Source organism: Mesorhizobium sp. 1B3, assembly GCF_050958605.1.
Lineage (GTDB): Bacteria > Pseudomonadota > Alphaproteobacteria > Rhizobiales > Rhizobiaceae.
On sequence record NZ_JBJHDO010000004.1, the window covers coordinates 126062 to 139336 of the forward strand.

The window sequence follows — 13275 nt, forward strand, 5'->3', positions numbered from 1 at the left end:
GGTGGCCCGTGTCGCGAAAGCGGCACGGACCTGTGCTTAATTATACGGCGAGTAGCACTGTCGGCGCGGGCCATTGTAGGGCTGGAATGTATTGTCCCAAGCCCGATACGAGCGATAGCGGTTGTAACACCAGCGTTCATGCGCGCTGCCGCCGTCACTGTAGCGGTAGGTCGGCTGCGAGTTGGCGATGATGCCGCCTATGATGGCGCCTGTCGCAAAGGCCGCGCCTGGGAACCAGAAATCGTTGTAATAACGATAGCCGGGCCGGTAATAGCGGTATCCACGGTATCCTCTGTAATAGGGCCGTGCTCCGTGCCAACCACGATCCCAACCGGCTCTGCGGTCCCAACCGCGATTCCATCCGCGACGTTCCCAACCGCCTCCTCCTCGCCAGGCCCGGCCTTCCCACCCGCCGCCTCCACGCATACCGCGGGCACGTGAGCCTCCCATCCACCATTCACCCTGCACCTTCTGGACGTCCGTAGGGATGTCTGACACCTTCGGCACGAACATCGGGCCGGCCGCTGCAAGCGGCAAAGGGCCCGTAAAAGCCGCCGCCATAGCTACACAGAGGCCTGAGATTAGCTTTCTCATCACCTTTCTCCTCGGATTCGCAGGAGGTTCCTCTTGAACGAGTGTGCTCAATTTTGGTTCCTCGCAACTGGTACGATCCTGTTGGGGCCAGGGAGCAGATGCTAAACCGCTCGAGATTGAGCGCCAGATGCGTGGAGGCATGCATGCGGGACCGCATTCGTATTAGATCCGTCGAGTTGCTTTCCGATGACTGGGCGGTTCTGAAGAAGACGACCTATGATTATAAGCGACGGGACGGCACATGGGAAACCCAGACTCGGCAGACTTACGACCGGGGCGACGGTGCCGTCATCCTCCCCTATGATGCCCACCGCAACACGGTGCTGCTGGTCAGCCAATTCCGCTTTCCCGCCTATGTCACGGGCCATCCGGAGCCGCTCATCGAGGCTTGCGCGGGTCTGCTCGACGCCGACGATCCCGAAACGGCGATTCGTCGGGAGGCGGAGGAGGAGCTCGGCTATCGGTTACGTCAAGTTCGCCACCTCTACACGCCCTATATGAGCCCGGGCAGCCTGACCGAAAGGCTTTCCTTCTTCACCGCCGATTACTCGCCGCAGGACCGCATTTCGGACGGTGGCGGCCACCCCGACGAGGAGGAGAATATCGAAGTGTTGGAGATGGAACTCGACGAAGCTTTAGCCGCGATTCATGATGGTCGTATCGTCGACGCCAAGACGATCATGCTTATCCAGCATGTCATGCTCGACAGGCTTCGCTGAGTGCGCCGGAGCTTGCCGGAAGCGCCGGAGTGGCTTCTGTCGCGATCGTTCGGGACGACCGTGTTTTTCCGGTTGACCGACTGGGCCTCTCTCCCTATGTTCCGCCGCAATTTCCGGGGCGGCTTCGCCTGACGGGAGCGCATAGCTCAGCCGGTAGAGCAACTGACTTTTAATCAGTAGGTCCAGGGTTCGAATCCCTGTGCGCTCACCAAAAACGTAAGAAAAACAGCAACTTCCAAATCACGACCGTTCTTCGGTGGTTGACGCCGGTCGCGCGTTCCGATCCGAAGAGTTTTGGAGATTGCAGGAAGTAGCTAACTAAAATCCTCCACATCCCATAAACGTGGGTTTTCCATTTTCCTGCGATGACGGCGGATGGTGGGGGCAGCACGAACGGCGGCGGCGGGCAATTCTGAACGTCGAAGCTGCAGCGCGCCGTCGTCGCTTTCGTCCGGAACGCTGGAACTGTCATGCAGTCTATCGCCTGGCCTCGGCGACACGCTCGATCCCACTCCAGATAAGTCCGAACGAATCGAAGTAGGCGGGCCACCCCAGCCTCGCTGTCGCGCCGATCTGCAGCTCCAGTGTCGACACGGCGCGACGATCGACCAATATACGGGCGATGGAACCATGGCGGCTGCCGGCCGCCCAACAATGTAAAGCAAGTAGATGCTTAAGCCTTAATTTACCGATTTAGTCAAAAAATGCGTTTTGTCGGATTTGTTGCGTTCTGGTTCCGACCGGGCGTCTGGTTCAGGTGAAGCTCCTTCACCCAGGCAACAACCAGACGCTGCGGGGCTTCAGATATTCCAGCCTTGTGCGCACCCTTGTCGCGACGGTTTGCCACGTAATGGTGATTGGAGCGCCGGGCGCGGCGAAGCTATATGCTGCCCGCAACGAGCAACGATGCTCGTGAATCGAGCTTTGTGGGCAAAAGAACGCATGGGAATCGACGTCGGCTACATGAGCGCGATCGGGGCGGGAGCGCTATCCTTTCTGTCCCCATGCGTCCTGCCGCTCGTCCCACCGTATCTTTGCTACATGGCCGGCGTATCGGTCGATGATTTCCGCACGCAAAAGGCCTTTTCAGACGCAGGGCACACAAAGAAGGCCTTGCTTGTCACGTCATTCGCGTTCGTACTTGGTTTCTCCACGGTCTTCGTGGCGCTTGGCGCCGGCGCCTCGACGATCGGGCGCCTTCTGCGGGTTTGGCAGGAACCGCTTGCCATCGCCGCCGGTATCCTGATCATTGCCATGGGGCTGAATTTCCTCGGCGTGATCCGCATTCCGTTCCTGTCGCGCGAGGCACGATTCCACGCGAGCGGAAAGCCCGCGAGCGTGCTGGCCGCCTATGTCATGGGGTTGGCGTTCGCCTTCGGCTGGACCCCCTGCATCGGCCCCGTGCTCGGACCGATTCTGACGCTCGCGGGGGGGCGTGAAACGGTGGGCGAGGGCGCCTTGCTGCTGGCGGCCTATTCGCTGGGCCTCGGCATCCCGTTCCTGCTTGCCGCCATCTTCTCCGGCGTTTTCATGCGCTTTCTCTCGAAGTTCCGCGTGCACCTGGGGCGTGTCGAGAAGGTGATCGGCGGGCTTCTGGTGGTCGCCGGTCTGCTGTTCGTGACCGGCAGCACCACCGCCTTTTCATATTGGCTGCTCGAGACATTCCCCGCGCTCGGCCGGTTGGGCTGAAGAAAACCTATTTCCGCAGGCCGCCCCCTACCGATTAAGGCTGGGTTGTTCTACACCCCACCGAAATTTAACCGTATTGGGGAAGCATGAACGGACTGACATCCGCGGCTTTTCCGATCATCCGGAACGATCATCATGAGTGAAAGAACCTGCCTCTCGATCATCCTTGCCGCGGGCGAGGGCACGCGCATGAAGAGCGCTCTGCCGAAGGTGCTGCATGCGATCGCCGGCTTGCCGATGGTCGCGCATGTCGTGCGGGCGGCCGCCGCCGCCGGAGCAGGAGATGTCGCAATCGTAGCCGGCCGCGGGGCGGATGAGGTCAAGAGGGCCGCCATACCGTTTGCGCCGACGGCCGAAACCTTCGTCCAGAAGGAACGATTGGGAACGGCGCATGCCGTTCTGGCTGCGCGCAACGCCATCGAACGTGGCTATGACGACATATTGGTCCTGTTCGGTGACACCCCGCTGGTAAGCGTCGATGCCCTTGCAAAAGCCCGAGCAAAACTTGCCGAGGGCGCCTCGGTCGCGGTGATCGGCTTTCGTCCGCGCAATCCGACGGGTTACGGCCGCCTGGTCGAGCGGGACGGTGCGCTGCTCGCCATCCGCGAGGAGCGCGACTGTTCGGAAGCGGAGCGCGAGATAACCTTCTGCAACGGGGGGCTGATGGCCATTGCCGGAAAGGATGCGTTGCGCCTTCTGGACGCCGTCGGAAATGAAAATGCAAAGGGTGAATTCTACCTGACCGACATTGTCGAGATTGCCCGCGACGCCGGCCTGACTGCCGTCGCCACCGAGGCCGCATTCGAAGATCTGCTCGGCATCAACAATCGTGCCGAACTGGCCGAGGCCGAGGCGATCTGGCAGAAGCGCAAGCGGCGCGAAATAATGCTCGATGGCGTGACTCTGGTAGCGCCGGAAACGGTGTTCTTCTCGTTCGACACCGAAATCGGCTCCGACACGGTAGTCGAGCCGAATGTCGTATTCGGCCCGGGCGTCAAGGTTTCCGGCAATGCGGTGATCCATTCCTTCTCGCATCTCGAAGGCGCCAGCGTCGCTGAAGGCTGCCAGGTCGGTCCGTTCGCACGGCTGCGCCCGGGGGCGGAACTGCGTGGGAAGGCCAAGGTGGGCAATTTCTGCGAGGTCAAGAAGGCCGTGGTCGATACCGGAGCCAAGGTAAACCACCTGACATATATCGGCGATGCCTTCGTCGGGGCCGGCGCCAATATCGGCGCGGGCACGATCACCTGCAACTATGACGGCTTCAACAAGTTCTTTACCGACATCGGCGCCGGGGCATTCATCGGTTCGAACTCATCCTTGGTGGCTCCGATCAAGATCGGTCGAGAGGCTTATGTCGCTTCCGGAAGCGTCGTGACCGAGGAGATTGCCGATGGCGCGCTGGCTTTCGGCCGCGCGCGGCAGGCTACCTATCCGGACAAGGGCCGGCAATTGCGCGAGAAACTGGCGGCGGCCAAGCGCAAGGCCGAGTGACACCGGCTCTTGTCAAGCGGATAGCGGGAGAAACGATAAGTGACTTTCGCAACTGCAGCATTGGGCCTAAACGACGATTGAGCTTGTCCCGACGTGGTGAGATCGGGGGCAACTCTTCTTGGGGGTGACGGAATGTGCGGGATCGTCGGAATCGTCGGCCAGGCGCCGGTGGCTGAGCTAATCGTCGATGCGCTGAAGCGGCTTGAGTATCGTGGGTATGATTCCGCTGGCGTCGCCACGATCGAGAACGGCCAACTGGTGCGCCGCCGCGCGGAAGGCAAGCTCGTCAATCTCGAGCGACGCCTGAAATCCGAACCGCTCGATGGAAAGATCGGCATCGGCCATACGCGCTGGGCGACCCACGGCGTTCCCAATGAAACCAACGCGCACCCGCATTTTTCCGACGGCGTGGCAATCGTCCACAACGGCATCATCGAGAATTTCGCCGAGCTTCGCGAGGAACTGAAATGCGACGGTTACGAGTTCGCCTCGCAGACCGATACCGAAGTGGTTGCACACCTCGTGGCGCGCGAATTGAAGCGGGGGAGCCGACCGGTCGACGCTGCCCATAACACGCTGAAACGGCTCGAAGGCGCTTTCGCGCTTGCCATCATGTTCCGTGGCGACGAAGACCTCATCGTCGGCGCGCGCAACGGGCCGCCGCTGGCGGTCGGGCATGGGGATGGCGAAATGTTCCTCGGGTCCGACGCGATCGCGCTTGCGCCGTTCACCAACTCGATCACCTATCTGGAAGATGGTGACTGGGCCGTGGTCCGCCGCAATCACTTCCAGATCTACGATATGGAGGGCGCGCCGGTCGAGCGCAGGCGCCAGCAATCCATCGGCACCAGCTTCATGGTCGACAAGGGCAATCACCGGCATTTCATGGAAAAAGAGATCCATGAGCAGCCCGAGGTCATCTCCCACACGCTGGCGCATTACATCGATTTTACCGAGGGAACGTCGCGTGCCCTCGACATGCCCTTCGACTTCGCGACGCTCGACCGCCTGGCCATCTCGGCTTGCGGCACGGCCTATCTGGCCGGACTGATCGGCAAATACTGGTTCGAGCGTTATGCTCGCCTGCCCGTCGACATCGACATCGCGTCGGAGTTCCGCTACCGCGAAATGCCGCTGTCGCGGAACAGCGCTGCGCTGTTCGTGTCGCAATCCGGCGAGACGGCCGACACACTCGCATCGCTGCGCTACTGCCGCCGCGAAGGCGTGCCGATCGGTGCCATCGTGAATGTCCGGGACTCCACGATCGCACGCGAATCCGACGTGACGTTCCCGACGCTTGCCGGTCCTGAGATCGGCGTCGCCTCGACCAAGGCCTTCACGTGCCAACTCGCCGTGCTGGCGTCCCTGGCGGTCCGCGCCGCGGCGATGCGCGGCATGGTCACGTCCGACCAGGAGAAGGCGCTTGTGCGGCAGCTCTGCGAGGCTCCGCGCTTCGCAAGCCAGGTGCTGAAACTGGATGAACAGATCGAAAAAGTATCGCGCGAACTCGCGAAAGTACATCACGTGCTGTATCTCGGCCGCGATACGAACTACCCGCTCGCCATGGAAGGCGCCCTCAAGCTCAAGGAGATCTCCTACATCCATGCCGAGGGCTATGCGGCGGGCGAGTTGAAGCACGGCCCGATCGCCCTGATCGACGAGACGATGCCGGTGATCGTGATCGCGCCGCACGACCGGATTTTCGACAAGACAGTCTCCAACATGCAGGAGGTGGCCGCGCGCGGCGGCAGGATCATTCTGATCACCGACCGAAAGGGAGCGGAACGAGCGTCGATCAACGCCATGGAAACCATCGTGTTGCCGGATGTTCCGGAGATCATCGCGCCGATGATCTATGCGCTTCCCGTGCAGATGCTGGCCTACTATACGGCCGTGTTCATGGGAACCGATGTCGACCAGCCGCGCAATCTCGCCAAATCGGTGACGGTAGAGTAGTTGTCCCGCGGGGCTGTTGCGGCCTATAAAAGCGTTGGCAACAATCTCGCGTATCGAATGTCTGACTCCCTGAAATCGTTGTCCGCCATGGCGAGGCTGAGGAACTATTTCCTTGCCGGGGTGATTGTGTGCGCTCCTCTGGCGATCACTGCCTATCTGACCCTGGGCTTGATCAACTGGGTCGATTCCTGGGTCAAGCCGTATATTCCGGCCCGATACAATCCCGATAGTTATTTGCCCTTTGCCGTGCCAGGATTTGGCGTGCTCGTGGCGATCGTTCTCATCACCCTGATCGGGTTCTTCGCTGCCAATATCATCGGCCGTTCAATCGTATCCTTGGGCGAGCGGTTTCTGCATCGCATGCCTCTGGTTCGCACGATCTATCGCGGGCTGAAGCAGATTTTCGAGACGGTGCTGGCCAATCGCGCGGACCTCTTCAACAAGGTCGCGCTGTTCGAATATCCACGCAAGGGAGCCTGGTCGATCGTCTTCATTGCTTCCCACCAGGACAATGAAATTCACGACGCGCTGGAACCGCGCGAGGGCAAGACTGTCGCTGTCTTCAGGCCGATCACGCCGAACGTCACCACGGGTTACCTGCTCTATGTCGCGGAAAAGGACCTGATCCCCCTTGAAATGAGCGTCGAGGATGCAGCCAAGCTCTTGATCTCGGCCGGCCTCGTCGGGCCCAAATATGAAGCCGCAACGAGAAACCTTGCCGAGGGGGCGCTTGCGTCCCGAAAGCCGCTCCCCTCCGCCGCCCGGCCTGCTCAGCCGGCGCGCAGGAGCCGCACGGCCTCGTCCCGCCCGAAGAGATAGAGAAGCAGTCGGAGAGCCTCGCCGCGCTCCGACCGCATTTCCGGGTCCGCCGCGAGAAGCTCGCGAGCATCGTCGCGTGCGGTTTCGAGAAGATCCGCATGGTGCTCGATCCGGGCCACCTGGAAACCGGGCGTGCCGGACTGGCGTGTGCCCAGCAGCTCTCCTTCGCCGCGCAGTTTCAGATCTTCCTCGGCGATGACGAAGCCGTCTTCAGTGTCGCGCATGACGGACAGCCTGCGTTTGGCCGTTTCTCCAGGTGGTGATTTGTAGAGCAGAACGCAGGTCGAAGCCTTGCTTCCGCGCCCGACCCGACCTCGCAACTGATGCAATTGCGCAAGCCCGAAGCGCTCGGCATGTTCAATGACGATGATCGTGGCATCGGGAACGTCCACGCCCACCTCGACGACGGTGGTTGCGACGAGGATACGGGTTTCCCCCTCCTTGAAGGCGCGCATCGCTTCGTCCTTCTCGGCGCCCTTCATGCGGCCGTGCACAAGCCCGACCGCTCGCCCGAAGATCGGCTTCAGCATGGCGAAACGGTCCTCGGCTGCCATAAGCTCTATTTCTTCGGATTCTTCAACCAGGGGACAGATCCAATAGACTTTCTGGCCGTCGGCGATGGCGTCACGGATCCGGCCGATAAGCTCGTCGAGCCGGTCCAGCGGCAAGGTGACGGTTCGGATCGGCTGGCGACCCGCCGGCTTTTCCGTAAGACGCGAGACATCCATGTCCCCGAATGCCGTCAGCACCAGCGTGCGTGGGATCGGCGTCGCCGTCATCACGAGCATGTCGGGTGCGTTCCCCTTGGCGGTGATCGCCAGGCGCTGATGAACGCCGAAACGATGCTGTTCGTCGACGATCGCCAGAACGAGATCATGATAGGCCACCTGTTCCTGGAACAGGGCATGCGTGCCCACCACGATGTCGATGGAGCCATCGGCAAGGCCGGCGAGCACCTCGGCCCGTTCGCGGCCCTTTTCTCTGCCTGTCAGGATCGCAGTGCGCAGACCGGCCTGGGCGGCAAGAGGCGCCAGCGTCGCCAGATGCTGGCGGGCGAGGATCTCGGTCGGCGCCATCAGCGCGGATTGCCCGCCTGCCTCCGCTGCGCGGGCCATGGCAAGCAGGGCAACCACCGTCTTGCCGGAACCGACATCGCCCTGAAGCAGGCGCAGCATTCGCTCCGGTCGGGCAAGGTCGGCATAGATCTCGGAAAGCGCATTTTCCTGTGAATGCGTCAGGGAATAGGGTAACGCTGCCCTGACCCCGTCGACGATAGTCCCATCGCCTGCCAGTGGACGGCCGGAAAGCCGCCGGATTCGATTGCGCACCAGCGCCAGCGAGAGCTGCCCGGCAAGAAACTCGTCATAAGCGAGGCGGCGCCATGCAGCGCTCTCAGGCGAGACGTCGATGGGGTCGGCCGGGTTATGAATCCGAAGCAAGGAATCTGCGAAAGCCGGAAAGCTCCTGCGGCGTTTGACGTCTTCGTCCAGCCATTCCGGAAGAGCAGGAATGCGGGCGACGGACTGGCCGATGGCTCGGCGCAGCACCTTCCCCGAGAGGCCGGCCGTCAGAGGATACACCGGCTCCACCAGCGGCAGGCCGGCGGCTTCGTCGGCCCGCGCTATGTGGTCGGGGTGGACCATGGAGGGACGGCCGTTGAACCACTCCATGCGCCCGCTGACGACGACGGTCTCCCCTTCAGGCAAGGCCTTTTCCAGCCAGGCGGCATGCGCATGAAAGAAGGTGAGCGCAATCTCGCCCGTATCGTCATGCGCGTAGACGCGATAGGGTGCCGACCGGTTGCCGCGTGGCGCCGGCTGGTGTCGATCGACACGCACCTCGAGTGTGACGATAGCACCTTCCGCGGCGAAGGCGATGCCGGGTCTGTTGCGCCGGTCGATGACCGAATTCGGCAGCAGGAACAGGAGGTCGCCCACTCGCGCGGCTCGGTTGGTCAGATCGGCGGCCACGATTTTTTCGATCAGGGCAGCAACTTTGGGCCCGATGCCGTCGAGCGCGGTGACCGGAGCAAACAAGGGATCGAGCAGGGAAGGGCGCATCAACCGGCCCGGTATTTTGGGGAGCCGGTGTGGCTGCGAGAGACGGGACAGCGTGCGAACATCCGATGGATGTTAGACACGGCGCGGTCCGTTGCAAGGCTGACAGCAACGTCTATCCACGCTATATGCGCCGCTCTGCCGAAGGGGACGATCGATCATGACCGGAACGACACGATCCAGCGAAGGGCTCGATGAGCGCCGCCGAAAGCTCCTGTTCCGCTCCTGGCATCGCGGCATGCGCGAGATGGACCTGATCCTCGGATCCTTCGCCGACGCCGAAATCGGTGTCTTGACCGAGAGCGAAATCGACCAATATGAAAAGCTCCTGGAAATCCCCGACACCCAACTCCTGCCCTGGATCACCGGCGAGCGGCCGATCCCAGCCGAGCGCGACATTGCAATTCTGAGGCGGGTGCTCGCCTTCCGCCGGAACATGACTTTCTGAAAACATGTCCCTCATCGAAAAAATCGGCATACGCGACAACATCACGGGCCTTGTCACCGTCGATGGCGTGGCGGACGGCTACGAAGCCTTCGCCCTGGCGGCGATCTCGACCGAGCTCGCATCGGACCGCCCGGTAATTTTCGTTGCCCGCGATGGTCAACGTCTCCCCTCGATCGTCGAGGCATTGGCTTTCGCCGCTCCGGAGCTTCCGGTGCTGGAATTCCCTGCATGGGACTGCCTTCCCTATGACCGGGTATCGCCGGGAGCGGATGCCGCGGCGAGGCGACTCGATGCCCTGGCAGGGATGATTGCACTGAGGCGAGCGCCGCACCGCGCTGTGATCCTGACGACCGCCAACGCAATTCTCCAGCGCATCCCCCCGGCCGAGATCATCGACGCGCAGACGCTACGCGCCAAGCCGGGCAATCAGATCGACATGAAGATTTTGATTGCGCGGCTGGAGACTTCCGGTTTCGAGCGGGTGCCGACGGTCCGCGATGTCGGCGAATTCGCGGTGCGCGGCGGCATCTTGGACCTCTTCGCGCCGGGATCGGCCGAACCCCTGCGCCTGGATTTCTTCGGCGACACGCTTGAATCGATCCGGGCCTTCGACGTTGCGACGCAACGCACGACCGGTCAGCGTGCGGCCTTCGAACTGCAGGCGATGAGCGAAGTCGCCTTGACGCCCGAGACGGTGAGTCGCTTCCGCCGCAACTACATCGAAGCTTTCGGTGCACCGTCCCGTGACGATGGGCTTTACGCCGCAGTCAGCGAAAGCCGGCGATTTGCAGGAATGGAGCACTGGCTGCCCTTCTTCTACGAGCGGCTGGAAACAGTCTTCGATTATCTACCGGACGCTCCGATCGTCTTCGACCATCTGGCCCGCGAGGCATTGTCCGAGCGCCATGAGCTGATTCTCGATCATTATGAGGCGCGCATGCGCCAGACGAGTGGCGCCCTGAAAGACGCCGTGCCCTACAAGCCTGTCGCGCCGGCCCTGCTTTACCTTTCGCCGGACGATGTCGCCTCCACGCTGCCGGATCGCATTGCCGCCGAATTCACACCGTTCGACGCGCCGCCCTCGGACCGTGTGCGCCACGCAGGCTCGAAGGCCGGCCGCAGTTTCGAAACAGAACGCGCCGATCCCTCGGCCAATGTTTTCGATGCGGTGGTTCAGCATATCGGCGCAGTGCGCGCGGCAAAACGCAAGGTCGTCGTCGCCGGCTGGACCGAAGGTTCCCTCGATCGCCTTGCCCAGATTCTGATCGAACATGAACTCGGCAATCTGAAGCGTGTCGCGAGCCTGGCCGAAGCGGAAAAACTCGCGCCGGGGGAGGCCGGGCTCGCCGTCCTGCCGCTCGAGGCTGGTTTCGAAACCGATGGGCTCGTCGTCGTCGCCGAGCAGGACATCCTCGGCGACCGGCTGGTTCGGCGCTCCAAGAAACGCAAGCGTGCCTCGGACTTCATCGCCGAGGTTGCCGCGCTCTCGGCGGGTGACATCGTGGTACACGCCGATCATGGAATCGGCCGTTTCGTCGGCCTGCGCACGATCGAGGCTGCCGGCGCGCCGCATGATTGCCTCGAACTGCATTATGCCGGCGACGACCGTTTGTTCCTGCCGGTCGAGAACATCGAGCTTCTGTCACGCTACGGCTCGGACGCGGCCGAGGCCACTCTCGACAAGCTTGGAGGCGGCGCATGGCAGTCGCGCAAGGCCAGGCTCAAGCGACGGCTGCTTGAGATGGCGGGCGCTCTGATCCGGCTCGCCGCGGAACGGCAGATGCGGGAAGCGCCGGCGATGACGCCGCCCGACGGGCTTTACGGCGAGTTCTCGGCGCGCTTCCCCTACGAGGAGACCGACGACCAGCAGACTGCGATCGACGCCGTGCTCGACGACCTGTCCCTGGGCAAGCCCATGGACAGGCTGATCTGCGGTGATGTCGGTTTCGGCAAGACAGAGGTCGCTTTGCGTGCCGCTTTCCTGGCTGTGATGGAAGGTTTCCAGGTCGCCGTTGTCGTGCCGACGACCCTGCTTGCGCGCCAGCATTTCAAGACGTTCGCGCAACGTTTTTCCGGCCTTCCGGTGAAGGTGCGGCAGGCCTCGAGGCTTGTCGGATCCAAGGATCTTGCCGAGACCAAGAAGGGTATCGCCGAGGGAACGGTCGATATCGTGGTCGGAACGCACGCGCTTCTGGGATCCTCGATCGCCTTCAAGAACCTCGGCCTGCTCATCATCGACGAAGAGCAGCACTTCGGGGTCAAGCACAAGGAGCGCCTGAAGGAGCTGAAGACCGATGTCCATGTGCTGACCCTTTCGGCCACGCCGATTCCGCGCACCCTGCAACTGGCTTTGACCGGCGTGCGCGAATTGTCGCTCATCACCACGCCGCCCGTGGACCGCATGGCGGTAAGGACGTTCATTTCGCCCTTCGATCCCCTGGTCATCCGCGAGACGCTGCTGCGCGAACGCTACCGCGGCGGGCATTCCTTCTACGTCGTACCGCGCATTTCGGATCTGGCGGAAATCCATGATTTCCTGCGCGAATCCGTCCCGGAACTCAAGGTTGCCGTGGCCCATGGGCAAATGCCGGCTGGCGAGCTCGAAGACATCATGAACGCCTTTTACGACGGGCAGTACGACGTGCTCCTGTCGACGACGATCGTGGAATCCGGTCTCGACATTCCCACCGCAAACACGCTGATCGTCCATCGCGCCGACATGTTCGGGCTCGCTCAGCTCTATCAGCTCCGCGGCCGTGTCGGCCGATCGAAGGTGCGCGCCTATGCACTGTTCACCCTGCCGGCCAACCGCACGCTGACCCAGACGGCCGAACGGCGGCTGAAGGTGCTGCAATCCCTCGACACGCTCGGCGCCGGTTTCCAGCTTGCCAGCCACGACCTCGACATACGCGGCGCCGGCAACCTGCTGGGCGAAGAGCAGTCCGGCCATATCAAGGAGGTCGGATTCGAGCTTTACCAGCAGATGCTGGAGGAAGCTGTCGCGGAAATCCGCGGCACCGGTGAGATCAGCGACGGAAGCTGGTCGCCCCAGATCACCATCGGAACCGCTGTGATGATCCCCGAAAGCTACGTGCCCGATCTGCAGTTGCGCCTCGGCCTCTACCGTCGCCTCGGCGATATCGAGACGACGGAGGAGATCGATGCATTCGGCGCGGAGCTCATCGACCGCTTCGGGCCTCTGCCGGAAGAGGTCCAGCACCTGTTGAAGATCATCTACATCAAGGCGCTGTGCCGCAAGGCCAATGTCGAAAAGCTCGACGCAGGGCCGAAGGGCGTTGTCGTCCACTTCCGCAAGAAGGAGTTCTCGGATCCCGCCGGCCTTGTGCGTCTCATCGGCGAACAGGGTTCTCTGGCCAAGATCCGGCCCGACCAGAGCGTGGTTTTCATCCGCGACTGGCCTACGGCGGACAAACGGCTCGCCGGTTCGGCGGTGGTGATGACGCAGCTCGCGCGACTGGCTGACAAGGCCGCGGCTTGAACC

The 13275-nt window shown here is 62.3% G+C and carries 10 protein-coding genes and 1 tRNA gene; 8 read left to right on the forward strand and 3 right to left on the reverse strand.

What is annotated here, in order from left to right; translation table 11 throughout:
- Positions 1-36: 36 nt before the first annotated feature.
- Complete coding sequence (locus ACCO56_RS12620; RefSeq protein ID WP_433641507.1) at positions 37-426, reverse strand: BA14K family protein; 390 nt, start codon at positions 424-426, stop codon at positions 37-39.
- Between the two features lie 311 nt (positions 427-737).
- Between ACCO56_RS12620 and ACCO56_RS12625 the strand changes: the two genes are divergently transcribed.
- A complete protein-coding gene (locus tag ACCO56_RS12625) occupies positions 738-1313 on the forward strand; it encodes an NUDIX domain-containing protein (protein WP_433641092.1) in 576 nt (191 codons plus the stop codon).
- A 135-nt stretch (positions 1314-1448) separates the two neighbouring features.
- Positions 1449-1524: transfer RNA gene (locus tag ACCO56_RS12630), tRNA-Lys, on the forward strand.
- On the opposite strand, the gene ACCO56_RS12635 is transcribed toward ACCO56_RS12630, so the two are convergent.
- A complete protein-coding gene (locus tag ACCO56_RS12635) occupies positions 1519-1785 on the reverse strand; it encodes a hypothetical protein (protein ID WP_433641094.1) in 267 nt (88 codons plus the stop codon). The genes ACCO56_RS12630 and ACCO56_RS12635 overlap by 6 nt on opposite strands.
- A 470-nt stretch (positions 1786-2255) precedes the next feature.
- Between ACCO56_RS12635 and ACCO56_RS12640 the strand changes: the two genes are divergently transcribed.
- The 4 genes from ACCO56_RS12640 (at position 2256) to ACCO56_RS12655 (ending at position 7268) form a co-directional block, all read left to right on the forward strand.
- Complete coding sequence (locus ACCO56_RS12640; protein WP_433641095.1) at positions 2256-3002, forward strand: cytochrome c biogenesis CcdA family protein; 747 nt, start codon at positions 2256-2258, stop codon at positions 3000-3002.
- A 135-nt stretch (positions 3003-3137) separates the two neighbouring features.
- Positions 3138-4493, forward strand: a complete 1356-nt coding sequence (gene glmU / locus ACCO56_RS12645; RefSeq protein ID WP_433641096.1) for a bifunctional UDP-N-acetylglucosamine diphosphorylase/glucosamine-1-phosphate N-acetyltransferase GlmU — start codon at positions 3138-3140, stop codon at positions 4491-4493.
- 132 nt (positions 4494-4625) lie between these two features.
- Positions 4626-6449 carry a glutamine--fructose-6-phosphate transaminase (isomerizing) gene (glmS, locus tag ACCO56_RS12650; RefSeq protein WP_433641098.1) on the forward strand — a complete coding sequence of 608 codons (1824 nt, stop codon included), beginning with the start codon at positions 4626-4628 and terminating at the stop codon, positions 6447-6449.
- Positions 6450-6506: 57 nt separating this feature from the next.
- Entirely contained in the window at positions 6507-7268 is a 762-nt protein-coding gene (locus ACCO56_RS12655; protein WP_433641100.1) for a DUF502 domain-containing protein, read from the forward strand.
- On the opposite strand, the gene recG is transcribed toward ACCO56_RS12655, so the two are convergent.
- Positions 7220-9328: an ATP-dependent DNA helicase RecG gene (recG, locus tag ACCO56_RS12660; RefSeq protein ID WP_433641102.1), complete on the reverse strand. Its 2109-nt coding sequence runs from the start codon at positions 9326-9328 to the stop codon at positions 7220-7222. The two genes, ACCO56_RS12655 and recG, sit on opposite strands and share 49 nt — an antisense overlap.
- A gap of 157 nt (positions 9329-9485) precedes the next feature.
- Between recG and ACCO56_RS12665 the strand changes: the two genes are divergently transcribed.
- The gene (locus ACCO56_RS12665) at positions 9486-9773 is read left to right on the forward strand and encodes a succinate dehydrogenase assembly factor 2 (RefSeq protein ID WP_433641104.1); all 288 of its coding nucleotides are present in this window, start codon (positions 9486-9488) and stop codon (positions 9771-9773) included.
- Positions 9774-9777: 4 nt separating this feature from the next.
- Positions 9778-13272, forward strand: a complete 3495-nt coding sequence (gene mfd / locus ACCO56_RS12670) for a transcription-repair coupling factor (protein WP_433641106.1) — start codon at positions 9778-9780, stop codon at positions 13270-13272.
- The last annotated feature ends 3 nt before the right edge of the window (positions 13273-13275 follow it).